Source organism: Gracilinema caldarium DSM 7334, from assembly GCF_000219725.1.
GTDB classification, from domain to species: domain Bacteria; phylum Spirochaetota; class Spirochaetia; order Treponematales; family Breznakiellaceae; genus Gracilinema; species Gracilinema caldarium.
In genome coordinates, this window is sequence record NC_015732.1 from 2,937,538 (window position 1) to 2,962,265 (window position 24,728).

Sequence of the window (24,728 nt, forward strand, 5' to 3'; positions counted from 1 at the left end):
TAGTATTATAAGATTGGGAGCGGTTCGTTAATCGTGTCCCAGGCTACATAAGCCGGATGATGATTGATTGGCTCAACTTTAAAACGGAACATACCGCAGTTTTGAACTGGTATGAGTGGAAACCAAGACCGGCAACCAAAGGTAATCCGAAACAGCCATTGCAGGAACCCTGCATGGCTTACCGCAACCACAGCATGCACATTATGTTCAAGAGCCAGGTCCCGTAAAATGGACCAGGCGTCATAGGCTCTGTTATAGAGCGTTTCTTCCGATTCGGCTTCCGGAATGGCAGTCCAACTTTTTGAACGGAAATGAGGCCATAACTCGTTCGTCTCTGAACGAACATCAGCCCAGGCTTTACCTGTCCAGATGCCGGTATCCAATTCAGTAAGGGATTGTACTACCTCAGGGTTTCCAAACCCAGCAACCTCTGCAATAAGCTCTGCGGTTTCTCGAGCCCGACCCATGGGGGAAGTAACGATATAGACCCGCTCGGGGTTTGCACAAAAGGGAAGCTTCAATAACTGCCGGCCCCTCAGGCGAGCCTGTTCACGGCCTCGTTCAGTGAGGGGAAAATCGAGTAAACCTTGAAATACCCCATTGGCATTACCTTCGCTTTCACCATGACGAATAAAGACAAATTCCACGGGGTGCTTCAGTGGTTGAAAAAAAGCCCCATCAACCCTGGGGAATTGAGTATCCATTATTGCTCCGCCACCTGATAATAAATCTTTATATGTTCTTCCTTTGCCCGATGTTTCATTTTAAGCAGTAATGTTTGTTCTGATTCAGAATAGGCCCAACCAGAGGAGTCATAGCGTTCAAAGCGTGGATCTGTACGGAAATCAATGTTGTACAGCTGTATTTTTTTAAAGGGTTTTACCCCTTTTATCATCATATAATGGGTCTCTCCTTCGAGAAAGGGAACAGTAATATCGAGCACTGAGCCGTCAAAAGTTGCGGAAAGCTGCCCTGCAGCGGTCCATGCCCAAAGCCCTGGAAAACCTGGCAGATTGATATCTTCAATCCGAGGGTAATAAAGATCCCCTGTAATTTGAGCATAAAAACGGGCAGCACCAATTCGGCCTTCACCGGCGGGGATAAAGGCAGTCTTATCATTAGAAATCTCAGCATACTGAGGTAAGGAGCCATTAGGATCGGATAAACTTAACGCGGAAAGCTGTAAGGTTTTACCTAGTCCAATCCAATCTGACAAACCTGTAGAGGTACCATACAGGACTAATGCGTTCCCAAGTCGCATAGTAAATAGCAGATCCCCCTGACTAGCAGGAAAAGCTAAAACTTTCCCTTCGGTAGTTACTTTCAGAGTACCAGCAATGACGAAGAGTGCTTGTTCTTTGAGCCGTTCAAAGGGATTTTCCTCAGATCCTCGATATTGTTTCCAGAGAACAACATTTTCTATAACTCCAACCGAGGTTGTTGGTGTTAACGTACTGGGATCTATACCCTTTACCAAACTGACCAGTTCATCAACAAGCGCTTTAGAACCTCGAACCGAAAGAGTTCGGATAAGTTCTGGTTCTGCAAGAATTTCTGTTACTTTTTCATTGATCATACGAGAAAGACGCCCCAGGTACTCCCGATCAGCGGCAACAAACCCCCGAAGAGCTCCATCCAAACGACCAAAAAAGGCTGACGACCGATAGCTACGCTGACCACTTTCTAAAAAAGCTGCTGGTGTTGTACCAGTAGCACTCCGATAATTTCCTTTTCTCGCTGCAAAAGATACATAAGCAAGAACCACCTCTTCACTGGGATTCCCTGCCATACTACGTTCCCAATCACTTGCTGCTTGAGTAAGCCAACGGTTAATAACACCAGTATAGGCTTGAGTGTCGAGGGCACTGGCAAGAACAAACTCCCCAGGGCTAAAGCCCTTCTTTTCCGGTTCTTGCCCATAAGCAACGGTCGCCTGATTTCCCTTTAAATTGATATATTTATTCTGATAATCGATTATGGCTCCATTGAATGTATAATTTTTCTCTCCAACAGCGACAATATATCGATTTTTTTCATTAGAAAGTATGTGAGAAGATCTAAGAGGACGAAATGGAACATGTAATTCCTGGGTTGTAGCTGAGAGCTGAGCTTGAATAGTTAAAGTTTCAACCCCATTTGCAAAATAAGTTTTAAATGCTAGAAAGCTGCCATCGGTCAATTCAAGACGGATACCACTATCAGAAATAGTAAAAGCCCGACCAGCTAACGGACTTTTTAATCCATTCTTTCGAACAACAGTCAACCCCTCCTCTTCTGCAAGTCTGAATTCCATACCCCCAAAAAAAACAGAAAAGCGACCATCAATCCGTACCGGTTCATCCTTAGCTTGCTTTTTAATTTCATTGACATCCAGATAATTACTGGAAACAACCATCGAACCAAGATTCAACTGAAAGGCAGTCTTGCGCACATATTGAATGAGAACCAATCCAATGAATACTGCCAGGTACAGCCCCATAAGGCCTATTGTTCGTAGAACTACATGTCTTTTCATTGTTAATAGGATACCCCATCCTTTAGTTTAATTTCAACTTGCCGATTCTTATACCATCATATACTATACCCCCATGGTCAAGGATTATATGCTGAGAAAACGTTCACAACATGGCAAAAGATGGTTGGTTATTACGGTAATTTTTGGAATTTTTACTTCCTGTGCAACAAGCGTACCAAGGGCCTCACTTGAGCCTGAGAAGGGCCCAACAGTTACAGCCTCAATTCCTACGGCAAAGGCACCAGAAGAGAAGAACCCTACAGAAAAAGCACCTGTGGATAAGACCGAACAGATACTTACATCTATGCAAACTTTGATGCAACGAGGTGACTTTTCCAAAGCTCTTGAGTTATTCAATGGACTTCCCATAGATCTCATAGCAACCGCTGATATGCAGCGCATGAAGGCTACCATACTTGCTGCAGGGGGTAATTTACCCGAGGCGCGTACAACCCTGCAAAACTTACTAAGTACCGATGGAGAGAAGGAAGAGACCCTCTTTTTACTTGCTCATGTAGAAGGGTTGGCGGGCAACATAAAGGAACAAAAACAGATCCTGGAAAAAATAGTATCTATCAATCCCAAAAACACCCAAGCCCTAACAACCCTTGGCGATGTAGCCTATGCTGCAAAAACCTACAAATTAGCCGAAGCCTATTATAAAAAAGTCCTTTCCATCGACCCGAATCACAGTGAAGCCTTGATTGGTAAAGGGAAAGTAGACCGTTACAATAAAAACCCCAAATCTGCCGAAGAGGCCTTTAACAAGGTTATCAGCATGAATCCCGATTGGGCTCTCCCCCTGCAAGAACGGGCCCGGCTGTATCGGGAAAACAATTTCCTCAGGGAAGCCCTAGCAGATCTAGACAAAGCCAAAGAACTTGCACCGCGGGACTACTGGATTGCGCTAGACCGTGGAAATGTACTCCTCGATCTGGGGAAAAAGGAAGAAGCCCTTAAAGAGTACGAGCGGGCCATCAGCATCGATGGAGACTATTTCCTCGCCTATGTATATAGTGCTGGCATCAAGGATGAACTTGAGGATTATAAAGGTGCAGAACAGGCATACAAAAGACTTTCCGAGCTCAATCCGGACTACTACTTTGCCTTTGAAGCCCTGGGGGTACTCTACATGCGGGATAAACGCTGGGCCCAGGCTAAGGATGCTTTCATAGAAGCCTATAAACGGTCACCCAATCACAGCACCTATGCCCTCCTGGCGGCGATTGCCTGGTACCGAAGCGGGAAAGCTCAGAATGTAAAGGGATTCCTGGAAAAGGTCATCCCTCTGGTAGAGCCAAATAGCCTAGACTGGTACATGCTCAGGCTTTATTATGATTTTTCAGGGGACACGGATATTGCGACTAGGATCGGTAACGAGAAAAAACTTGATGTAAAGGCTCGAATGCTCTATTACTTAGCCCAATATTATGATCTTAAAGGAAATATCAACCTGGCGAATAAATACTTTATGCTTGTTCGGGATATGAATCGGAGAAACATGATTGAATGGCGTCTGAACCAATGGGAGATCGAGGCTCGAGGCTTACCAAACCTTTCATCTTAGGGTTATATTTTTAAATATGGGCAGTAGTTCCGCCTTTGAACAATTCAACTACATCCTTGCAACTCTACAGATAAAACAAGCCGATGACACAATACTTGTCCAGCCCCACGATTTTCCCGACCATGATGCGGTAGCTTCTGCCTTCGGTTTGGGGCAGCTTCTAGAACGGCTTGGCCTTACGGTACGGCTTGTCCATCGCGGTCCCATCCGCAGTCATTCCCTGAAAGCGATGATTCGGGATTTGCAGATCCCATTACAAAGGATTGATGAAATACTGCCCACCGATATCGTGAACCAGCCCTGTATCATTGTAGATGGAAGCCCCAACAATGCTAATGCCCATCCCCTCACTATGAATGTTATTGCAGTTATAGATCACCATGTGAATCCTGGTGCCCTGGACGTACCCTTCGTCGATATCCGTACGAGTTATGGTGCCTGTTCCAGCATTATTACCGATTACTGGCAAGAAGCTGAATTGATTCCTGACAGACGAACCGCTACCGCCCTGCTGATGGGAATTCAGATCGATACTGATTTTTTGTCCCGACGCGTCAGTCCTGCGGACCTCAATGCCCATCATCGGCTTTTTTTCCAGGCAGACTGGCAGTTTGGGACCCAAGTGGTAAAGGCGTCCCTTTCCATACAGGACCTGAAGGCCTTTCACTATGCCTCAGATCATTATTTCACCTCGGGGAATCTATTCTTTACCATGTTACCAACCGACTGCACCCAGGAACTTATTTCCATTTTAGCCGATTTCTTTCTCCGACTACGGGAAATTCTCGTTACAGTCATTGTCGAAGCTGGCGGGGATCGGTATCATGTGTCTGTCCGCAGCAGAGCTCCAGATATCTCTGCGGCCAGTGTCGTACGGCTCGCTTTGGCTGGTATCGGCGAAGGTGGCGGCCATGACCACATGGCAGGCGGTATAATCAATACATCTGTCCATATTGATGAACAGGCCCTGTTTCGTCGTTTTGTCAAAGCTATGGAAACAGCCCAGGAGAACCAATGAACGAAAAAACACAAACAAGACTCACCCTGCAGAACCGGGAAATTATCCTCGTTGGAACTGCCCATATATCCCGGGAGAGCATAGAAGAAGTACAGGAAGTTATCCGTAATGAGCACCCCGATATGGTCTGTGTGGAATTAGACGCCGGACGCCTTGCGTCTATGACTCAGCAGGATTCATGGGATAAACTTGACCTCGTAAAGGTTTTTAAAGAAGGGAAGGGATTCCTTCTTATGGCAAACCTCGTTCTCGCCAGCTTTCAGCGGCGGCTTGGCCTAAATATGGGGGTAAAACCTGGGGACGAAATGAAAGCTGCCATCGATACGGCTTCTGAACTGGGTATTCCCTTTAGTCTCTGCGACCGGGAAGTTCAGCTTACCTTAAAACGAGCCTGGGCAAGCTGTGGGTTTTGGAGTAAAAACAAACTCCTGGCAACCCTCATTTCCAGCGCCTTCACCACTGAAAAAATTGATGAACAACAAATCGAATCCATCAAAGAGAAAAACGAACTGGACAGTATGATGGGAGAGCTGGCCGAATATTTACCAGAAGTGAAGAGGACCTTAATTGATGAACGGGACCACTATTTGGCGGCTAAAATCTGGGCAAGTCAGGGCAGCCGTATCGTCGCCGTCATAGGAGCTGGTCACATGGGTGGCGTGGTAGCACACCTGGAAAAAATCTCCCGGGGCGAAGCCACAATAGACACCAGTAACCTGGAACAGCTTCCTCCCCCTTCCCTCTTTAGTAAACTTGCCCCCTGGATTATCCCAGCACTCATTATTACCCTTCTTATCGCAGGTTTTTTTAAAAGCGGCGGCGCGGTCAGCATCAACATGCTCCTGCAATGGATGCTGTGGAACGGGTCCTTGGCTGCCCTGGGTACTTTAGCAGCCTTGGGACACCCTCTTTCTATCCTGACCGCCTTTCTTGGGGCTCCTATTGCTACCCTCAACCCCTTTATCGGAGTAGGCCTCTTCGCCGGGATTGTAGAGGCCACCCTAAGAAGGCCTAGAGTTCAGGACATTGAGCATTTAGCAACAGATGTTACAAGTCTTAAGGGGCTTTTTCGTAATCGGGTAAGCCGGGCTTTGCTTGTTTTTTTCCTTTCATCCCTCGGTGGAGCCATAGGTAACTTTATCTCTATTCCCTTCCTGACAAATCTGATTATAAAATAAGAGACACAATATGAAGGCGCCTCTAAAAAATTCGGTCAAATTTTTAAAGGCGCCTAAGCTATAACAGGCTGCAAGCAACTGAAATTATTAAACGTTTTCCTACTGCAAGCCCCGGCGTTTAGCTTCTTTGTACAGGGCGGAGACAATCCCCTCAAGCTCTCCAGGTCCAACCAGATTCATAATCTGAGCTTGCAGAGGAAAATCCTTCCGGACCAAGCCCACATTCAAATTCCGAACCTTCACTGCTGGGCCAGCGGCAGTGAACACTTCTTCCATAAACCAGCCCCCCTCTGAACCGCCGATGGAACCATCAGAATCTAACAGATGCCAGCGGATTTCCGCCCGCCTTAACTCTGGATATTCCCTATATTCATAGCGCATATCGTATTCGGTCGGGTAGGTATAACCCAGGATATGTATTTCGTAACGCTGGCGCACCTCATACAGGCCCCCATCCTGCTTAAGCATGGTGATTTTAGCAAGCCGGGGCATATAAGCAACCTGGGAGGGAAAATCCAGGAACACCTCCGCAAAGGACTTCAGAGAAAGGGGTAACAGGGCCTGAATGTCCTGTTTTGTCCGTATCCAGGTAACCTTATCCTGTTTAGGAAGGGTATCCAGAGTAAAGACAAAGGTTTTTGCTTTTTCACTCAGAACCTTCCCAGGTAGAGGAAAGGCCCAGGGATCCTGCTGTAACAATGGATCTTCCAATAAAGGCGACATGGCATCAACATTGATCAAAAAGAACGTACTAAGTATTAGTAAGTTTACAAATTTCCCATTCATACCTATACAAACTACTACATCTCAAGAATCCAATGCAAGTTTAAATTGGCTTTTGCACCAATTTCTTATTTTAAGGCATAGGTTATATCAATCGTAAAGGAGATATCCTTATGCATTGTACATAAGGTTTCGGGAATGGGAAATATGCTTTTTATTAAAGCCAGGGCTGCATTATCCAGAATCACATTACCAGCACTTGTATCGATCCTCATTGCGATAAGATGACCAGTGGGATCTATAGTAAAGGAAATCCTGCTTGTGCCCTCAATACTTCGTTTTCGAGCAATCGGTGGATACACGAGATGTTGAGAAATCTGTCTATACAACCACGCCTTAATGCTTTCTTCTGTATTCCTCATGTCAGATGATAAATAATTTGAATTACTAATAGGTTCTAGTTCCGTTGATGAACGTATAGATGTATCCATAGGAATCCCTGATTCCCCTTGGATATCCTGGAGTCCATCCTTTTTATCTAATTCGGAAACCGAGATTTCAGCCTCTTTTTTGGTATTCTCCTGTACTAATTTATCAGGATCTACATAGGATTGTTGTTTTGGAACTTTTTTTTGTTCTTCCTTTCCAATATAAGAAGCTTCATAAAAACTTTCTATATAGAGAGGACCATATTGTTGTGTAGCGGTATTATTGGGATTATGTAACGTAACAACAAAGGAAATTCCAAACAATAGAGATATATCGAAAAGCAGGGATATAGCTATAGAAAGAGCCATACGATGAACTCCATTGCCCAAATCCATCACCATATCCCTTTATGCATATGGGTACCTCTCAATACTGAAGTGTTGAGAGGTACCCAAATAAAGTTCAATAACTAAAGGTTACCTGTAAATAAATCGTTCGTCCATCCGCAGGATAATAAGATCCCCAGAACACCAGGGGTGCATACGTTGTATCCAATAGATTTTTAACGTTTCCACTCACCACAAGCTTTTGCGCACCCTTCAACAGAGTCCAATCCAAGCTTGCATTATAAATTGTATAAGCTGATATCTTTTCCAGAACATTGGCATAATCACCACCCTGATAAGCCTCACTACGATATTCCACCGAGGGCTTAAAGGAAATTCCAAAGGGCGCCATAAAGGTAAGTTCCGCCTGTAGACGATGGGGACTGACCAAGGGTATTTTATTGTCTTTGTTAGTCCCTTCGGTAAAGAATGCCTGTACAAAGGAATAGCACAGATGTAAACTGAACCAGGATATAGGTTTTGCCTGAAGTGCAATATCCGAACCCCAATGACGGCTCGCGTCCATATTTTCATTTTGGTACGTCATGTTGTTGTAGGCAATCTCATCCTTCAGTTCCATCCAATAAAAGTTTCCATCAATTTGAACATCCGGATGTATTTGAACTGAAAGCCCCCCTTCCACCGTATAGCCTGTTTCAGGCTTTAGATCTTTAAGGAAAGTACCAAAGCCTGAATAAATTTGAGCTTGCTCATCTGTAAAGGGGTAACGGAACAGGGTCCCGTACTTTGCATAGAGTTTAATAAATTCTACTGGCCGGTACGTAAGGCCCGTATCATAGACAAAGGCTTGGTGTTGGACCGAATCATCCACACTGGCATCTTCGCTTTTCGCCTTAATAAGGGCCGTATCATATCTTACCCCCCCATTCCAGTTAAGGTTAGGTAAGAGGTCAAGCCGTAAGGTTGCATAGGGACCCACCGTAAATTGGGATACATCAAAAGCATTAGTCTTGGTTGTCCGTTGAACTTCCGAGAATTGCTCCACCGAGAGGAATGCAGTGGTCACATCCACCCCACCTACAAGGCGCAGGGGTAGGGTTCCCGCAAACAGCTGTATAACAACCTTAGGCCTAGCTTCAGCCGTTTGAACTACTCGATCGGTAAAACTTGTCCAGGAAGCCATATCAGCATTGATCTGTTTCCACGTATAGGCCAAGGGCAATTCGGTCTGTACCTGCTCCCAAGGGATCCAATCAAATTGGATAGAACTAGACACAGAGTATTCCCTGGCTTCATCGGCCCAATTTTTTGCTTGCCTGGGGTTTGCCTCATACTGGGCTTTGCTGAGTCCTCCAGGAAGCTGGTAGGACAGGTCCGCCAGGGTGAGCCGGGCAGAAATATTGGCCGTTTCGCTCACATAGTAGGTCCCCTGCAGGGCCAGATTGGTTACCTGATTCGCCTGTCGGTCCCGGTACCCCCGGGAACCGGAATGTTCCCCTGTAAAACCCAGGTTACCCCAGAGCGCAGGGGCCTGGTAGGACAAACGGACCGCATTTTCCTGACTAGTTCCAACAGTTACCTGACCAAGGGTCTGGGCAGTTTTAACCGACTTTTTAGTAATTATATTAATTACCCCGCCCACAGCATTGTTTCCATATTCTACAGAAGCAGGGCCATCGAGCACCTCAATCCGTTCAATATCTGAAAGAGCAATGGAATTCCAATTGATATTCTGCATATCAGGATTATTCAGTCTTCTCCCATCTACCAGAACTAACACTCGCCCAAAACCATTTTCCCCAAAGCCTCGCATAGTCACCATTTCAGAACCGGGGCCACTGAGGGCTGTATAGGTTGCAATAGATGGTACCGTTTTGAGTAATTCCACCAGATTTGCAGCACCCGATTCAGCAATATCCTGAGCAGATATTACGTGGACTTGAGCAGGAACAGTACGCTGTTCCTCTGAAACTCGGTTTGCGCTTACCACAAAAGACAGATCAGGGCTTTGAGCCTGAAGTTGACTTGCAGCACCTAAAACAAAAAGGGCTACCAAAAGATACATAGGGTCCTCCTCGGGACAGAAGTGGACCCTCGAGCATCCTGACAGGAATGATTGAGAATGCAGGAGACAGCCAGACTATCAGCTAGACTATACACCTTCACCCTTCCTCGAGGGTCTAGGTATCCTGATTGGAACCGTCTCCCGGCTTCCGGATCACGTTACTTCCAGTGTCTTCTCATGCCTGGATCAAAGCCCAAACATAATGACTGCCCCTCAAAAAAAGGGTACTGGGTTCATCCCCGGTTACGGTGGCGGGACCGCTGTGGACTTTCACCACATTCCGATATTCCATTCAGGTTTTCAGCACAAATCTATGAATAATATACTAAAATGTCAATCTATATCTCATTCATATACAATTTTAGGGGCCCGGCGGATAGTAATTTTCCAGGAAAGGCCCGTACCGATATTATAGGCCCGGGAAAAGGAGCCCTGATTAATTGCTACTGCCATATGTAGTAGAGAATTGACATATACCAGAGGTTCACCCACATTAACCTCTGCAAAAGATCGAGCATAGACCATGGTGTTTCGGTACACCTCCCGGGTATCATTCCGGATAGACACTTCTACCCTCCCCCCATAGGGGATGTGGAGGTCCTCAAACAGCTTGTAGGGTATATTTGACCAAAGACTACCAAAACGAACATCTAAGGCATCTATAGTGCCACTTACGATATCGCCATCTTTTTGAGCAGGCACCATAGGAAGTTGTACGAGACTTTCCAATGGAAGAGCCTCGCCAACGGCATCAAAGTCAAGGTCCCCAGCGGCAAGTCGTGCGCCTGTGTAAGCATATACATCCCGGCCATGGAACGTATAGGATAACTCAGAGCCTGCCAGACGATTTTTCGTTTCATCCAAGAGTCGTACCGCAACAATGCCATACAAGGCATGTACATGGGTTAATGAACCATTATCAGGGGTAACAACAAGATGGCCTGTTCTAGTTCGAACAACAACACTACGTCGACTGCTTCCCACCCCTGGATCCACTACCGATACGAACACGGTACCCTCAGGCCAATACCCAAGGGTTTGAACTAAACGATATGAGGCCTCCCATACATTATAGGGTGGAATGTCATGGGTAAGATCATAGATTTTCAAGTCTGGAGCAACCTTAAGGGCTACTCCATACATTGCCGAAACAGCTCCATCAGAAAGACCAAAATCACTTTGAAAAACTAAAGCGTGCTTCATGGATGAGCCCTCCGTTTAAGACGTTGTTCGAGGGAACGAACTGCTAAAGAAAGAGAAATGGTGATGACCAGATAAAAGAAGGCCACCACATTGTAGGTTTCAAAGAATTTAAAGGTTGATGCGGAATATACTTTCCCAAGCTGGGTAATATCCTGCACCCCCAGGGCGGATACCAATGACGAATCCTTCACGATAGCTACAAACTCATTAGCCAGGGCCGGAAGTACATTCCGGATAGCTTGGGGCAGAACTACCTTTCGCAGGGTCTGGCCGTGACTTAATCCCAAGGCATGGGCCGCTTCCACCTGTCCCCGGGGGACACTCTCAATGCCCGCCCGGAAGATTTCTGCAATAAAGGCCGCATAACCCAGCGTGAGCGCAAGCACCGCCCGGACCGTAAAGTTAAAGGACCGCACCTCTACCGGAGCAAGCCAGCCCAGATTGATGAAGGGCTTTACAAACCAGTTGAGAAAAGCGGCTAAGGCAGGGGCTCCCACGAAGGCGATATAATAAAGGATAACGAGCATAGGCAGGCCCCGCACCACCTCGATATAAAAGGTAGCCAGTTCCCGAAAAGGTTTAAAAGGGGAAGCCCGCAAGAGCCCCAGCACAAGGCCCAACAAGACCGATGTGCCATAGGCGATGAGGGATACCGTAATGGTGACCCCCAGGCCTTGAGCTACTGCAGAAAAGATAACCCGGCTTTCCGCAGAAATCGCGACAGAAACAATAATAGCTGCCGCCAATAAGGCAAGGAACGCCAGCCACCAGGGGAAATCCCGATTTTTCATAAGTTACCGGTTAGGGCTGATATTCAAAAAACCATTTTGTATTCAGCTTATCCAGGGTTCCATCGGCTTTCATGGATTCAATGGCCTTATTAAAGGGTTCCACCAGATCTGAACCTTTTTTAAAGATGAAACCGAATTCTTCGGTTCCCAGGGGTTCCCCAATAACCTTAAGCTTTCCAGGATGAGCACCCACATAGCCCTTGCTCGAAGCGGCATCCATCAGGACCGTATCCACGTCTCCGGCAAGCAGGGCCTGGACAGCCGCACCAAAGGTTTCAAAGAGCTTAATCCGGGGATTGGATTCATTGCCATCGAGCACATTGTACACAGCCACATAAAAGTTCGTGGTTCCTGCCTGGGAACCGATAAGCAGTTTAGGATTAGCGGCAAAGGATACTGCATCGGTGAAGCGATTTTCATCAGATCGGACGAGCATAAACTGCTGGCTGGTCATATAGGGTATCGAAAAATCAACCTGGCTCTTCCGTTCGTCAGTAATGGTGATACCATCCATCCCTACATCAAACTGACCATCCCGGACCGCCTGAATCATGGTGTCCCAGGAAGTAACCTTCCACTCCACCTTGGCATTGAGCCGGCGGGCGATTTCTTCGGTAGCATCATATTCCCACCCCATGGGTTTACCTGTTTTAGGATCCACAAAATTGAGTGGTGTATAGGCATTTTCCGTAACAGCCACAATGGTACGGCCTTTGAGATCAGGCAGACCAGCGCTCAGGGCACCCTGGGTAGGCGCAGCGGCAGCAGGTTCAGCTTTTTTTGTACAGGATGCAAAACCAAAAATTATGAGTAGCGTTATGAGAGCAATGGATATTTTAGTAAATAATTTGTTCATAGTTTTCCTCCCTGTCTTATTCTACTAGATAATCACGATAATAATCGATACCCTAGCGAAGCAACCTTTTCAGCAGGACAACATAATTAAAATTAGAACAATTCGATCCTCTAGCCCGTAATATTATGCTTTTGAAATAGTCTATAAATAAATCTGATGCAGGGTATAAGCCATACCATCGACGAAATGGATGTGACACCACTACTGAAAATTTACTCGAAAGACGGGGGATCGAGCCGCTTCCGTCCAGTTATGAGGCTCGAGGTATTCGCGGACAGATACATGATAAGGGTGTTTTCATTACGGATGATTGCAAAAGCATTCCGGGAAAATGTGATGTTCATGTGGCTTTCTGGTGGCCAAGGGTCATGTGAAGCTCTAGAACTACTACATCGATGGCACGAAGATAAGGTCAGGCGCGATCAAGTACAGCTTTGTGATGAACAATTGACCTTCACAGCCGAGGATATAGCGAAGTTAGTGGCGGTTCTGAACAAGCGTCTTGCAAAGCTGAGAACCCAGGGGTCCAGCGAAGATGCAAAAAGAAACCTGAACGGAAAAGTGGACGTACAACGAGAAGGATAACAGCTATTCCTGCCATACGACGCGATCTATCACCTGCAGAGCCCCCATAAAGTTTCAATGGTATGGTAGATCCTGATGATTGGATACAACATCAAGAGGACTTGTCAGCAGACCTAGCGATTGGGGGATCCCCCTTTGTCTCCAAAAACATTTTTTCACTCCTCAAACAAGCGGGGGGGGTATTTATGCTTCGCATTAAATTCTGTTTAACGAATATTTAAAGCCATCTCTTTTACCGAAGCAGAAACCTCTTCCACGGAAGCAGCTTGCGTTTGCGCCCCTTGGGAAACACGTAGATTTTTCAAACTTTCACGATCACACTCGGCAAAAACTGTACACATCTGTCATCTAGTAGTATATAATTAATAACAAGCTCCCCAAGCTCCTTGTAGACCTTTACTTCTCTTTCAATACTCTATCCTTGAGGGCGAAAAAACATTTTCATGACAAACCTCTCGATGTTTAAGATAATAATCCAAAGACCTATAAAAGCAAGAGACGAATATATGCCGTGAACTACCCCGTTTTAGGGAACCATAGGGTAAGTCCGCGTGTAAAGGCGCGGCCGCCGCAATTCACATTTTGGTCATTGATTCTAGTTCATTAATACCAATTAGAAAGTAGGGCCCTCTTTGCCAGTCGGGACCCCAGTATTTTGAGCACCGATCGGAATGAAACTTCAACCATTGAACCTGTAGCCGGTACCCCACAGCGTTTCTATCAGCTCGGGTGAGCCTGGATTTTTTTCGATCTTGTGGCGGATCTTCTGGATATGAACGGGAACCGTCGCGAGATCCCCAGAGTAGGAATCGCCCCAGACAGCTTCGAAAAGGCGTTCTTTTGTGAACACGATGTTTGGATTTGAGGCAAGAAATACAAGGAGGTCGTATTCTGTTGAGGTAAGTGAAACCTCGCGACCAGAAACGAGAACCTTATGCGACGCTGTGTCGATTTCGAGCCATTTCCGGATAATAACATTAGCGCTTCCACCTCCCTGGAGCCGGTCATAGCGCTCGATATGGGATTTGACTCGGGCGGCAAGTTCGGCGGGGCTGAAAGGTTTCGTGAGGTAGTCATCGGCACCGAACTCGAAGCCGCGGATTTTATCGATGTCCTCGCTTCGTGCCGAAACCACGAGAATCGGGATTTCGTATTTTTCGCGCACTGCCTTAATGATATCGTAACCGCCGGTTCCTGGTAGCATCAAGTCAACGATCAGAACGTCGTAGCGGCCGGTCAGCGCAGCTTTGAGCGCGGCGCTGCCATCCGTCTCGATGTCAGCCGAGTAGCCATTCAATTTCAAAAAATCACGCTCGAGCTCGGCAATGTTGAGGTCGTCCTCGACTATCAGAATGTTTTTCATGTGTTCTCTCCCCCTCCTGAAAGCGGTATAGTAATCGTAAACTCGAGCCCGCCTTCTGGCGCATTGACTACAGTGATAGTCCCTCCGTGGGCTTCGACTAGTTCCTTTGCGATTGCTAAGCCCAGTCCGGTACTTCCGAGATCTTTCGTGCGCTCTCCGTCCACGCGGTAAAACCGCTCGAACACGTGTACAAGCTTTTCCTCCGGCACGCCGGGGCCGTTGTCTCGAATTGTGAGAACAAATGAGCCGCCCAAAACGCATGCGGAGACATAAAGCATCAGCTTGTCTTTGCACCCATATTTCACAGCGTTGTCGACGATATTATTGAACACCTGAATGAACCGCTTGACATCAAGCTTCGCCGTCGCATTCTCAGGAATCCCATCATTATAATTAAAATCAGCACCGTGCCAATCGAATTCGATCTCAAACTCCTGCATAAGGTCGGCTATGAAAGGCTTGAGCATCGTTTCCTCGAAATGAAAATCGAGCTTATGCATGTCGAGTTTCGAAAAAAGGAAAAGATCATCAATCAAATGGTTCATGTAAGATGCGTTCGCCGCGATGACCTTCGTGTACTTTTCGATACGCACAGGATCGGTAAATCCGATTTGAGAGGATGCCTCAACGTATCCCAGAATGGCAGTAATTGGAGTCTTCAGGTCGTGCGATATGCTTGCAATGAGTTCTTTTCGGTTTTTTTCGTACTCTGCCTTCAGCGCCTCGCTTTCTGCGAGTGATTTCGCCATCATATTGAATGACTCGATGAGGCCCAGCAGCTCCGAATGTCCGGTCTGTTCAACACGAACGCCATAGTCGCCCTTCGCGATCGAACGTGACGCCTCTTCAAGTCTGGCGATCGGAGTCAGGATGCGCCGGTCGAAACGCACATATAGGGTAAATTCAGCGACTTGCGCCAGTACCAGCAAAAAAGCGATCAGCGAAAACAGTATTTTGATGGTAAACGAAAAGCCACCCATAAAAAAAGGTGGTATCAAAAGGAATACAAATGCAATGATGCCGCCGATCTTCCGGCGGTACCAGGCGATCCGGTATTTCCGGATGAGCGCGGAATCCGGAACGCGGGAGCAGCCAAACCTTTGGTGCGATCTAGGAATTTTCCCTTCCAACTTCAGTAGGTCGCGGAAATATTCGTCTTCTATCCGATGCTGGCGAAGGTGAAACTCGCGATGAATCTCGTCTTTCAACCGTTTGATTTCCGCTCGTTTCCCACGTATACGTTCTTTCGTTTCCGCATCGATCGTCCATCTCGCCGAAATCCTAGTGAAAAAATTCCCGTCCTTTTGGATTTTCATAGGTCCTCCGAATGACATTGTACGGAATCTTTTTAAAAAAAACATAAAAACGATTTTCTCACTTTTTTACACTTTTTTCCCAATCTTTTTATCCTTGCTTCGTATTGTAGAGGCGATATGGAGGTATCAATGCAACCAATCATAGAAGTCAAAAATTTTACCAAACGATACGGTAATTTCGTCGCGGTGAATGGCATATCATTCACCGTCGAAGAAGGCTCGATCTTCGCCTTTCTCGGCCCTAACGGTGCGGGAAAAAGCACAACAATCAACACGCTGTGCACAATTATCGAAAAAACCTCGGGGGATCTCATTCTGAACGGACACGAAGTATCAAAAGATCGGGACAAAGTCCGCGCGGATATCGGAATCGTATTCCAAACCCCGACACTCGACGAACGCCTCACAGTAGAGGAAAACCTCAGGTTCCACAGCATGTTCTATGGTGTCCCCAAGGTAGAAATGCGCGACCGCATCACTTCCGCGCTCAACCTTGTCGACCTTTCCGATTGGGCTCGCTCACCCGTCGGAGCGCTTTCCGGCGGTATGAAGCGCCGGGTCGAAATTGCCCGTGCACTTGTACACCTGCCAAAAGTTTTATTCCTTGACGAGCCGACCGCCGGACTCGACCCGCAATCGCGCACTGCTGTGTGGGAGTATATCATACGTCTCCAGAAAGAGCACGGTATCACCGTCTTCTTGACCACGCACTACATGGATGAGGCCGAGATCTGTTCGAAAGTCGCGATTATCGATCATGGCAAAATAGCGGCATTCGGGACACCGGCGGAACTCAAGGCTGAGTTTGCGCTGCCCACGATCAAAATACTAAGCGAGCGGCCTGATGCTATCGCGAGATTCATGCGTGAAAACGGTATCGCACACGAACTTTCGACCGAAGGCGTGACGGTGCATACCACAAATAACAGGATTGTTATCGAGGCACTCTACCGGTTCAAGGACGCGATCAGCGGTTTTGAGAAAACCCATGGTTCACTCAACGATGTTTTCCTCGCTGTAGCGGGAAAGGAGATCAGAAACTGATGAATGGAATAATTGCCATTGTGGAAAGAAACCTGCTTAATTTTTCACGGGACCGGACGAGACTTGTTTTCAGTCTCTTCATGTCGGTGTTCTTTCTTTTCATTTTTTCGTTTGTGATGAAGGGAGTTGGTGGTACGATCGAACAGCCGTTGAGCTACCTGATCGCGGGTGTCATCATCATGACAGTGTTCCAGCAGGCGCTCAACAACTCGACGGAAATTCTCACCGATCTTGCGAGCGGCTTCATGAAAGAAATCATCGTGTCGCCAGTGGCACGTTGGCAGCTCGCGATCGGCCAGGTGCTCTCGTCGGCTACGATCGCGGTAATCCAGGGAATCATTGTGATGGGGGTCAGTCTGTTCATGGGTCTCCAGATCGATGTGATCCGCGCACTCCTGATGATCGCGGTAATGGTAGTAGCCGGCCTTACGTTCGGTTCGCTCGGGCTCTTTCTCGCCACGATCTCGCGGAACTCGTCATCGTTCCAGATTGTCACCTCGATCATGATGATACCCCTTTCATTCCTCTCCGGTGCCTATATACCGACAGTCGAACTCCCGAAGTTTCTCAACGTAATCGTGTATGTAAACCCGCTGACATACCTCACGGCGATCTTCAGGAGCGTTACTCTTGGCACCAGCAGTCGTTTAGCTGTCGATCTCGTCCGGCAGGGAATCGCGTTCGACGTCGGCGGCTTTATCATCATGCCAGCGGCGAGTCTGGCTATTGTTATCGTTATCGGCCTTTTCTTTTTCGCGCTGTGCGTACAGATGTTCGAACGCGCTGACTTTTCGACGGTAAAGGTCATGAGTCGTCGTGGCGGTGGGCCCCACTGATCTGACAGGTCCAGCCCTGGCAGAGGTATCATACGGTGTGGCAAAAATTTCGGCGACTACGGCTGTTCGGCCATCACACCGGTCATAGTGCTTATATAAGCCCCTGCCGGGCTCATACACGGCCATATTTTTCACAACATAGACCATCGGAGAGTGGTAACGATGAATCGAAGACACCCCTCTATATAATTGGCAAAGCCAAGATGGTCTCGAGGTAGATTGTATCATCGGAAACGAACTATCGATGAAAGTAAAAACCTCAAACAACATTCAGAAAGATGATCTACAGAGGCTCAGAACCCTGATTATCCTATACATGAAAAAAGAGCACCGAATCAGTAACGACAACATCCTTATCCAGAACTGGGAAGACATTCTTAAGGATCTAAGGGGCTTCAGTAAGTTAATAACTAATAGCCTGAGATGTTCTGGACTACCAGACCAAGCACATCATCCAAGCGGTATTATAATGATGGCTGCTGCTTGTCAATCTACAACGAGCATAACGACCCAAGCAGGGAAAATCCCAAAAAACACTCACTAAAAATGAATAAGGTGATCCGGTAACAACTGGTCCTTGAATTACCCCCCCCCCATTTTTCTTTTGATAATAAGACAAAAGAAAAAATGTTTTTTGTTCCGAATTTTTCTTTAAAAGGGAAACAAACGCTTACCGGTCCTTGGGGTCGTACCGTATGAAGAATACCCTTACAGCAAGATGTAAATATGGTAACTCCTTTCCTTTACGTCCCTTTACAAAGCATTAATTTCTATCTTGTCGCAAAAGGTAAGGATAATCATCCTTGGGTAACATTATGAATTCCCATGAAACCACCGATCCCGATACGGGGACTATGTGCATCCATCATTATAACGTAGTTACCGCTGAAAATGATATGAAACCCCAATACCTCAGTCCTTCGAAAGGGGCATACAACTATGCAAATGCTGATAAGCTAGTCCAGTGGGCCCTGGCACAAGGAAAACAAGTTCATGGAAACATACTTACAAAATATAGCAGGCCACCATTGTGGTAAGATGAATTGCTGGGATGTGGTAAAAGAAACCAATAAGACGATACCAGATCCCGACGGGGCTGTCTCGGTTGTACTTCCGAGACAGCCCCATTTAGTTACCAGCGGCCGTAGTTACCGCCATTGTCGCGATCCCGACGGGGTTTATCCATCGCTTCATTAACCTTGAGGCGGCGGCCGTCAAATTCAAAACCGTTGGTTGCTGCAATTGCAGCCTGAGCTTCTGCATCGGTGCTCATTTCCACAAAGCCAAAGCCCTTGGAATAGCCTGTATCACGGTCGGTGATGATTTTTACCGATTCAACGTTTCCATAGGAAGCGAAGAGATTGCGGAGGCTGTCTTCGAAGGTGTTGTAAGAGAGATTGCCGACATAAAGTTTTTTAGCCATATTTGGCCTACCTTTGCCCGAATGACTCGGGGCTTTCAAAATCCGCCTATCCAGGATAAGCGCTTTTCCCGGTTAATTTCTGTGCACCTATGCTACAGAAGTCCAGGGCAGAGCAAAGAGACGGACTGAACGGACAGCACTTTTCACGATAACTTTAATTTCCAAGTCGGTTTTCTTGAAGATCGGCCAGGGAAAGGCAGGCATCAAAAACTTCGAAAGGAGCGTAACAGTAGAAAATGTAGCAGTAGCGTTTTGAGTTTCTCTCACTCTTCTTGTAAGCTACTCTATTTACAGGATAAGGTCAATAGCTGCCAGGGGATTACCTAAAAAAAAGGCTATTGGACAGACAAATTCCAATAGCCCATAAAGTAATAGGGACCACTAAAAACTGAAGTTTTTAGTGGCATCCTTATATTACACCTCACCTTTCAGCTTAAAGCTCGCAATTCCCTGATAAATAGATTCTATGGCCCGCTGATTTTCTTCGCTGAGCTCATGTACATGGGTGGTTGTTGCAACAATCTCATCTAGTGCTTTCGATGCTTCCGCAACAGCATTTCGTATCTCCTCAGTTACCTGCAACAAATTCCCCATCTCGCCCTTAATCTGTTTACTGCCACTTTCCGTTTCTCCGGCAAAATCCTGTACCTTGCTGGTTATCGTAGTAATTTCATTCAGGGCAGCACCAACCTCCTTAGAGGCAGCTTGCTGTTCAAGCATTGCAAAACGCATCTGTTCCCTGCTGGAATTGACTTCCTGAATTCCCGTATTGATAGCAATAAAACTTTCGCTCACCCTTTGGGAACTTTCCACCACCTTGTTAATCACTTCCTGAATCGATTTCAGATTCGAAGCAATGCTTTTTGAATGACTTGCCGCATTTTCTGCCAGTTTTCTGATTTCATCGGCCACCACTGCAAAGCCCCGACCATGCTCTCCCGCATGGGCAGCCTCAATAGCCGCATTCATCGCCAACAGGTTTGTACGGGCGGCAATACCGGAAATCAGGCTGTTAGCTTCCTGCAAGGCCCTGGACTGTTCTGTAATCTGACCAATCTGATCGATGAGAGGTTCTAGAGTACTCTTACCTGCCTCACTGGCCTTAACAAGACCTTCAATTTTAGAGTTGCCCGCTTCAAGGGATTCCTGCATTCGCTTAATCGACTCCAGCATCTGACGGATCGATGCGGTCGATTCGGTGACCGCTGCAGACTGGGTCTCGATTTGCCCTTTAAGCTCTGAAATATTAGAAAGGAATTGTTCTATGGTAGCAGCACTCTCGGTTACACTGGCAGACTGGTGCAATACATTTTGATGAATCGTCTTAAGGGTTGCCCCGATTTCTTCCGTAGCGGTAGCACTTTGCTCCATTTCCGAAGATAATCGTTCACCAAGTTTCCTTAAAGCTACCGTTTCTTCACGGATACTTCGAATAATTGAGCTAAGTTGGGTGGTAAAACTGTTAAAATATTGGGACATTTTCCCAAGCTCAGAGGAATCCTTCACTTCAATTTCCTGGGATAGATCTCCTTCCCCCCGGGCAATAGAATCAAAGGTATGCATCACCTGAACTATTGGCTTTCGAATCGAACGGGCAAACACAATCCCAATGGTCACCATACCGATTATAAGGATCAGAACCATTGCCATGGTTGCTATAAAACCAGCGGTATATTGTTTTTCAGTTTTGACAGAACGGTCAATAATGCTGGCCAGTTCGCTTTTTACTACTTCGTTAATACTCGTTACCAGACCTGTACCCTGTTTCCACAGTTCTTCATAGGAAATGTTATAACCGGACAACCAGGTACCGGACATACTCTTATAAAAAACGTCAAACATTGCATCCTGTATTAAGTTATAGGCATCGCTGGAAAGAATTCCATTTATCGCATCCCTAGTTCCGCTACTATAAATAAGCGCAGGACTTTTTAGATTTATCTCAAAGGCTTCAAATTTTTCGATAAGGTCAAGCAGTCGGTTTTTATCGGCTATTCTCTGATTGCCTGCTAGAATACTGCCCAATTCGCCCCGGGTTGCGGCTAATGATTCCTGTGCTTGCATTAAAATTCCCATGGAGGACATTATTTTACCGATTCCCCCAATGGTAGGTTGATTGACTGCCTTATTAGAAATGGACAATAGACTTTGAATGATCGCGGTGTATTCATCAAACACATCATAGAAAGACTTATATATTTTACCATCTACCATAGCCCTGACGGTTTGTAGTTTTTGTCGTATCTCATCCTTCTCATTTTTTATATAAGAAGCCTTTGCCACATCCTTAAGCCACCGTTCAAGCTCGGCATCCACTTGAGTCCGTTCAGTCTGTATACTATCCATTTCTTTACCTGAACTGGCATAGATGCTGGAGAGGCCCCGTTCTCGTTGCAAAGCCGTAACCAGATCTCCGGTTAACCCCATAATTTTGATATTCTTTTGCTGACTTTTATACAGCAGATAATCAGTGGAATTCTTATGAAAGTTCATCCCTTCCCGTATAAGAAAAAAACCAAGGGGGATGAGAAACAGCATTAACAGCCGGCTTCGAATTGACAAGCTCATAAGGAACCTCCCTCTTCATTATAACTAAGCAAGACTCTTTTTCAAGATAATTGCTCTAGCATAAAACCACTTCGCAAATACTATTAGATTTACACCGATGTTCCAATATATTATAGTTTGCTAAAGAGGTTATCCTTGTGCTATGAAATCGATTAGAAAATACTTCCAACGCCAATTACTGTTCGCAATTATGCTAGGGGTTGTTATTTATTCTCTGCTTCTGGGAGCATATCTGCTCTTACAGGATTACAGTACATTATTAATGAATTCGCGAATTATATTTGGCGGTTTAAATACTATTTATACTTCAGGAACTCTGGATGACGCAATCATTGAATTAATTACAAAGTATATACCAGAAAACAAGTTTGCAGAACTCAAGGCTCAGCAAAACCGTACCGGTCTCGAAGCTGAGGGGAGAAGAGTCTCTGCACTTCTACAGGAAATGAGGAATCAACATTTACAACGAGTTGTCATTCTGATTGAATTTGAGAACCTCTTTATTTTCATTCTTTTATTCATCATCGTATTTCTTTTTAGCAATACCTATAGGTTTGTAAAAAAATCCCTTGTATTCACACAAAATACACTATTGTATTTTAATCAAGCCCTTTTCAATCGACACACCCTAAAGGAAATACGAAATGATAGTATCCCTTACCAAGAAATGCAAGAATTTGGCAATTTCTTTACTAATACCATGGATATGATAGAGATTATCCAAGAATTACAATCCATGGATTTAAGTTTTTCGATCGAAGCTTTTATCGACCGGTTTGGCAGTGTATTTTGTTCAGATAAATATCAGAATCTCATTCCCTGTGACCGCTTTTCTCTTGCCTTGTATAACAACAATCAAAACACCCTGGTGGCCTTTCATGCCACTGTCCGAGGGAATAGACCGGTATTTCTTAACAAAGGATTTACCCAAAGTTTGCATGACACCTCCCTTAAGACCATAGTGGACCGCAGATTGCCTTATAGAATCATCAATAATCTGCAGGAGAAAAACAGTCTTTCTGCCCAGCTCTTACTAAAAGAGGGTATTTCTTCAAATCTTACAATTCCCATTATTGTAAACCAGCGACTGCTCGGATTTATCTTTTTTGCCCACAGCCAACCTAACATGTATACCGATGATATGGGAAATGTAGCCCTTTTAGTAGCCAGTATCCTTAACAGCAGGATTTTTTATTCTTACGCTCTGCAAACTTCTCTAGCCTTATTTGGTGATGGAATCGTTAATATTGTAGAATTTAAAGATGATGAAACCGCAGATCATACCCGCCGGGTTTCTTTGTACGCATCACTCATTGCAGAGGTACTCCAGGGACAGGGGAAAATCACTCCTCAGAAAACAGAGGAAATTCGTTTCTTTGCACCACTCCATGATTTAGGCAAAATTGCAATCCCCGATTCTATTCTCTTAAAACCAGGTAAACTGACCGATGAAGAATGGGCTATTATGAAACAACATCCTGTTATTGGAGGAAAACTGCTTAAAAATGCCAATGATCAATTTATTAATCAGCTTGGGTTTGGCATGCTTCATACCGCCTACAACATTGTTATGGACCACCATGAATGGTGGAACGGTACAGGGTATCCCCAGGGGAAACAGGGAATGGACATTTCCCTGGAAGGCCAGATTGTTGCCATAGCCGATGTATTCGATGCCCTTACCACCAAGCGACCTTACAAAGAAGCCTTTCCTATCGATCAGGCATTACATATGCTACAATTGCAGGCTGGCACCCATTTTAATCCCGAATTGATTGACATTTTTATAGAAAAACGGCCACATATTGTTCAAATTTATCAGAACTATTATGTATTGGGATAATCTATATACATCTTGCACCCTTTGCCCCCGCAACTGCGGTGTAGACCGACTGGCGGGCCAGCGGGGCTTTTGCGGGGAAACCGCAGACCTCAGAATTGCAGTAGCTAACATACACCGGGGAGAAGAACCACCCCTTACCGGCCTCGGTGGTTCGGGAACTATTTTTATAACCGGCTGTACCCTAGGCTGCGCATTCTGTCAGAACTGGCAAGTGTCTCACAGTGGCATGGGTCGGGTAGTGAAAACCGATGAATTCGCCGCTATCTGCCTCGCTCTGCAAAGGGCAGGAGCGGAGAACATCAATATCGTAACCGGAAGCCATGCCATCCCCGCAATCATCACAGGCATTACACAGGCACGGAAAGAAGGGTTACAAATCCCGATCCTTTGGAATTCCTCAAGCTATGAATCAGCTCAGGTACTGCTGAACGCAGAACCTTATATTGATGTATTCCTCCCGGACCTGAAAACACTCGACAACACATTTGCGGGCCGCTACTTTAATGCTGCCGATTATCCGGAGGCAGCTACAAAGGCTATTCTTGCCATGATTTCTATGAAAGAGTTACGGTATGGCCCCTGTCGTAAAGCCCTTGAGGCTGCACATACAGGGGCACCGGTCGCAGCGGATTGGCCCCTTATTCTGGAATCCGGTGTGGTGATTCGGCACCTGGTTCTACCAGATCGACTCGAAGATACCCGAGCAGTTCTGCAATGGTTTGCCGAACACGCACAAGGGAAAGCGCTAATTTCTGTAATGACCCAGTATACTCCGGTGAAAAGCCCCAAAAATCGATTTGCCAAGGAACTACCTGACCGGTATGTTGGAGAACGTGAATTCGAGATAATCCAAAGATGGTTCGAGGAATTCGATATAGAAGACGGGTTTTATCAGGAGCTAGTCCCAGATGATGCTTGGCTTCCTGATTTTATGAAAACAAACCCCTTTTCATCAGAGCTTTCGGTCCCGATCTGGCACTGGGAACATGGGTTTATACCAAATGACACACCACCTCTTTCCGGATAACCTGGCATGCCCTAGCATATTATATTATTAA

General features: G+C 46.0%; 21 protein-coding genes and 1 riboswitch. Of the genes, 9 read left to right on the top strand and 12 right to left on the bottom strand.

All coding sequences use genetic code 11. The features are described 5' to 3' along the window. Window positions 1–5: 5 nt before the first annotated feature. Entirely contained in the window at window positions 6–704 is a 699-nt protein-coding gene (locus tag SPICA_RS15080; protein WP_013969970.1) for a histidine phosphatase family protein, read from the bottom strand. Next, window positions 704–2,515: a hypothetical protein gene (locus SPICA_RS13155; RefSeq protein ID WP_156789686.1), complete on the bottom strand. Its 1,812-nt coding sequence runs from the start codon at window positions 2,513–2,515 to the stop codon at window positions 704–706. Before SPICA_RS13155 ends, SPICA_RS15080 begins: the two co-directional genes overlap by 1 nt. A 73-nt stretch (window positions 2,516–2,588) precedes the next feature. Here SPICA_RS13155 and SPICA_RS13160 point away from each other — a divergent pair, with 73 nt between their 5' ends. The 3 genes from SPICA_RS13160 to SPICA_RS13170 are packed head-to-tail and all read left to right on the top strand — an operon-like array spanning window position 2,589 to window position 6,278. After that, on the top strand, window positions 2,589–4,082 hold the full coding sequence (locus tag SPICA_RS13160; RefSeq protein ID WP_083819924.1) for a tetratricopeptide repeat protein: 1,494 nt from the start codon (window positions 2,589–2,591) through the stop codon (window positions 4,080–4,082). Between the two features lie 16 nt (window positions 4,083–4,098). Further along, window positions 4,099–5,100 carry a DHH family phosphoesterase gene (locus SPICA_RS13165; RefSeq protein ID WP_013969973.1) on the top strand — a complete coding sequence of 334 codons (1,002 nt, stop codon included), beginning with the start codon at window positions 4,099–4,101 and terminating at the stop codon, window positions 5,098–5,100. Next, window positions 5,097–6,278 carry a TraB/GumN family protein gene (locus SPICA_RS13170; RefSeq protein WP_013969974.1) on the top strand — a complete coding sequence of 394 codons (1,182 nt, stop codon included), beginning with the start codon at window positions 5,097–5,099 and terminating at the stop codon, window positions 6,276–6,278. The genes SPICA_RS13165 and SPICA_RS13170 overlap by 4 nt, the downstream gene beginning before the upstream one ends. Before the next feature lie 99 nt (window positions 6,279–6,377). Here the strand turns inward: SPICA_RS13170 and SPICA_RS13175 are convergent, their stop codons facing one another. From SPICA_RS13175 to SPICA_RS13200, 6 genes are all read right to left on the bottom strand, one after another. Beyond that, on the bottom strand, window positions 6,378–7,064 hold the full coding sequence (locus tag SPICA_RS13175; protein WP_013969975.1) for a hypothetical protein: 687 nt from the start codon (window positions 7,062–7,064) through the stop codon (window positions 6,378–6,380). Window positions 7,065–7,129: 65 nt separating this feature from the next. Next, window positions 7,130–7,798: an energy transducer TonB family protein gene (locus tag SPICA_RS13180; protein WP_013969976.1), complete on the bottom strand. Its 669-nt coding sequence runs from the start codon at window positions 7,796–7,798 to the stop codon at window positions 7,130–7,132. A 94-nt stretch (window positions 7,799–7,892) separates the two neighbouring features. After that, window positions 7,893–9,842, bottom strand: coding sequence for a TonB-dependent receptor (locus tag SPICA_RS13185; protein WP_013969977.1), 1,950 nt, complete (start codon window positions 9,840–9,842; stop codon window positions 7,893–7,895). A 113-nt stretch (window positions 9,843–9,955) separates the two neighbouring features. Beyond that, a riboswitch (cobalamin riboswitch) is annotated at window positions 9,956–10,173 on the bottom strand. A 14-nt stretch (window positions 10,174–10,187) separates the two neighbouring features. Continuing rightward, window positions 10,188–11,045, bottom strand: a complete 858-nt coding sequence (locus SPICA_RS13190) for an SAM hydrolase/SAM-dependent halogenase family protein (RefSeq protein ID WP_013969978.1) — start codon at window positions 11,043–11,045, stop codon at window positions 10,188–10,190. Beyond that, window positions 11,042–11,836: an amino acid ABC transporter permease gene (locus tag SPICA_RS13195; RefSeq protein ID WP_013969979.1), complete on the bottom strand. Its 795-nt coding sequence runs from the start codon at window positions 11,834–11,836 to the stop codon at window positions 11,042–11,044. The genes SPICA_RS13190 and SPICA_RS13195 overlap by 4 nt, the downstream gene beginning before the upstream one ends. A 10-nt stretch (window positions 11,837–11,846) precedes the next feature. Beyond that, complete coding sequence (locus SPICA_RS13200) at window positions 11,847–12,692, bottom strand: transporter substrate-binding domain-containing protein (RefSeq protein WP_013969980.1); 846 nt, start codon at window positions 12,690–12,692, stop codon at window positions 11,847–11,849. Between the two features lie 282 nt (window positions 12,693–12,974). Between SPICA_RS13200 and SPICA_RS13205 the strand changes: the two genes are divergently transcribed. Next, a complete protein-coding gene (locus SPICA_RS13205) occupies window positions 12,975–13,277 on the top strand; it encodes a hypothetical protein (RefSeq protein WP_156789687.1) in 303 nt (100 codons plus the stop codon). Window positions 13,278–13,956: 679 nt separating this feature from the next. On the opposite strand, the gene SPICA_RS13210 is transcribed toward SPICA_RS13205, so the two are convergent. Together SPICA_RS13210 and SPICA_RS13215 are read right to left on the bottom strand one after the other, a co-directional pair. Next, window positions 13,957–14,640, bottom strand: coding sequence for a response regulator transcription factor (locus SPICA_RS13210; protein WP_013969981.1), 684 nt, complete (start codon window positions 14,638–14,640; stop codon window positions 13,957–13,959). Continuing rightward, on the bottom strand, window positions 14,637–15,956 hold the full coding sequence (locus SPICA_RS13215) for a sensor histidine kinase (protein WP_013969982.1): 1,320 nt from the start codon (window positions 15,954–15,956) through the stop codon (window positions 14,637–14,639). The genes SPICA_RS13210 and SPICA_RS13215 overlap by 4 nt, the downstream gene beginning before the upstream one ends. Window positions 15,957–16,085: 129 nt before the next feature. On the opposite strand from SPICA_RS13215, the gene SPICA_RS13220 reads away from it, so the two are divergent. From SPICA_RS13220 to SPICA_RS13235, 3 genes are all read left to right on the top strand, one after another. Beyond that, window positions 16,086–17,000 (top strand): ABC transporter ATP-binding protein, encoded by a 915-nt coding sequence (locus SPICA_RS13220; protein ID WP_013969983.1) that lies wholly within the window; start codon window positions 16,086–16,088, stop codon window positions 16,998–17,000. Further along, complete coding sequence (locus tag SPICA_RS13225; protein ID WP_013969984.1) at window positions 17,000–17,836, top strand: ABC transporter permease; 837 nt, start codon at window positions 17,000–17,002, stop codon at window positions 17,834–17,836. The genes SPICA_RS13220 and SPICA_RS13225 overlap by 1 nt, the downstream gene beginning before the upstream one ends. A gap of 815 nt (window positions 17,837–18,651) precedes the next feature. Next, window positions 18,652–18,873: an endo-1,4-beta-xylanase gene (locus tag SPICA_RS13235; protein WP_041396266.1), complete on the top strand. Its 222-nt coding sequence runs from the start codon at window positions 18,652–18,654 to the stop codon at window positions 18,871–18,873. Between the two features lie 95 nt (window positions 18,874–18,968). Here the strand turns inward: SPICA_RS13235 and SPICA_RS13240 are convergent, their stop codons facing one another. Both SPICA_RS13240 and SPICA_RS13245 read right to left on the bottom strand, forming a co-directional pair. Next, window positions 18,969–19,259 carry an RNA recognition motif domain-containing protein gene (locus SPICA_RS13240; RefSeq protein WP_013969986.1) on the bottom strand — a complete coding sequence of 97 codons (291 nt, stop codon included), beginning with the start codon at window positions 19,257–19,259 and terminating at the stop codon, window positions 18,969–18,971. 414 nt (window positions 19,260–19,673) lie between these two features. Continuing rightward, window positions 19,674–21,827: a methyl-accepting chemotaxis protein gene (locus SPICA_RS13245; protein WP_013969987.1), complete on the bottom strand. Its 2,154-nt coding sequence runs from the start codon at window positions 21,825–21,827 to the stop codon at window positions 19,674–19,676. A gap of 142 nt (window positions 21,828–21,969) precedes the next feature. Here SPICA_RS13245 and SPICA_RS13250 point away from each other — a divergent pair, with 142 nt between their 5' ends. Together SPICA_RS13250 and SPICA_RS13255 are read left to right on the top strand one after the other, a co-directional pair. Then, window positions 21,970–23,670: an HD domain-containing phosphohydrolase gene (locus tag SPICA_RS13250; RefSeq protein WP_013969988.1), complete on the top strand. Its 1,701-nt coding sequence runs from the start codon at window positions 21,970–21,972 to the stop codon at window positions 23,668–23,670. Further along, entirely contained in the window at window positions 23,657–24,697 is a 1,041-nt protein-coding gene (locus SPICA_RS13255) for a radical SAM protein (protein WP_013969989.1), read from the top strand. The genes SPICA_RS13250 and SPICA_RS13255 overlap by 14 nt, the downstream gene beginning before the upstream one ends. Window positions 24,698–24,728 lie beyond the last annotated feature (31 nt).

Bases quoted from the DNA above. Each gene is read 5' to 3' on its own strand.
- SPICA_RS13180 (WP_013969976.1), bottom strand. From the start codon at position 7,798: ATGGCTCTTTCTATAGCTATATCCCTGCTTTTCGATATATCTCTATTG.
- SPICA_RS13185 (WP_013969977.1), bottom strand. From the start codon at position 9,842: ATGTATCTTTTGGTAGCCCTTTTTGTTTTAGGTGCTGCAAGTCAACTT.
- SPICA_RS13255 (WP_013969989.1), top strand. From the start codon at position 23,657: ATGTATTGGGATAATCTATATACATCTTGCACCCTTTGCCCCCGCAAC.
- SPICA_RS13155 (WP_156789686.1), bottom strand. From the start codon at position 2,515: ATGAAAAGACATGTAGTTCTACGAACAATAGGCCTTATGGGGCTGTAC.
- SPICA_RS13175 (WP_013969975.1), bottom strand. From the start codon at position 7,064: ATGAATGGGAAATTTGTAAACTTACTAATACTTAGTACGTTCTTTTTG.
- SPICA_RS15080 (WP_013969970.1), bottom strand. From the start codon at position 704: ATGGATACTCAATTCCCCAGGGTTGATGGGGCTTTTTTTCAACCACTG.
- SPICA_RS13190 (WP_013969978.1), bottom strand. From the start codon at position 11,045: ATGAAGCACGCTTTAGTTTTTCAAAGTGATTTTGGTCTTTCTGATGGA.
- SPICA_RS13165 (WP_013969973.1), top strand. From the start codon at position 4,099: ATGGGCAGTAGTTCCGCCTTTGAACAATTCAACTACATCCTTGCAACT.
- SPICA_RS13235 (WP_041396266.1), top strand. From the start codon at position 18,652: ATGAATTCCCATGAAACCACCGATCCCGATACGGGGACTATGTGCATC.
- SPICA_RS13245 (WP_013969987.1), bottom strand. From the start codon at position 21,827: ATGAGCTTGTCAATTCGAAGCCGGCTGTTAATGCTGTTTCTCATCCCC.
- SPICA_RS13170 (WP_013969974.1), top strand. From the start codon at position 5,097: ATGAACGAAAAAACACAAACAAGACTCACCCTGCAGAACCGGGAAATT.
- SPICA_RS13220 (WP_013969983.1), top strand. From the start codon at position 16,086: ATGCAACCAATCATAGAAGTCAAAAATTTTACCAAACGATACGGTAAT.
- SPICA_RS13210 (WP_013969981.1), bottom strand. From the start codon at position 14,640: ATGAAAAACATTCTGATAGTCGAGGACGACCTCAACATTGCCGAGCTC.
- SPICA_RS13205 (WP_156789687.1), top strand. From the start codon at position 12,975: ATGATAAGGGTGTTTTCATTACGGATGATTGCAAAAGCATTCCGGGAA.
- SPICA_RS13215 (WP_013969982.1), bottom strand. From the start codon at position 15,956: ATGAAAATCCAAAAGGACGGGAATTTTTTCACTAGGATTTCGGCGAGA.
- SPICA_RS13200 (WP_013969980.1), bottom strand. From the start codon at position 12,692: ATGAACAAATTATTTACTAAAATATCCATTGCTCTCATAACGCTACTC.
- SPICA_RS13195 (WP_013969979.1), bottom strand. From the start codon at position 11,836: ATGAAAAATCGGGATTTCCCCTGGTGGCTGGCGTTCCTTGCCTTATTG.
- SPICA_RS13160 (WP_083819924.1), top strand. From the start codon at position 2,589: ATGGTCAAGGATTATATGCTGAGAAAACGTTCACAACATGGCAAAAGA.
- SPICA_RS13240 (WP_013969986.1), bottom strand. From the start codon at position 19,259: ATGGCTAAAAAACTTTATGTCGGCAATCTCTCTTACAACACCTTCGAA.
- SPICA_RS13225 (WP_013969984.1), top strand. From the start codon at position 17,000: ATGAATGGAATAATTGCCATTGTGGAAAGAAACCTGCTTAATTTTTCA.
- SPICA_RS13250 (WP_013969988.1), top strand. From the start codon at position 21,970: ATGAAATCGATTAGAAAATACTTCCAACGCCAATTACTGTTCGCAATT.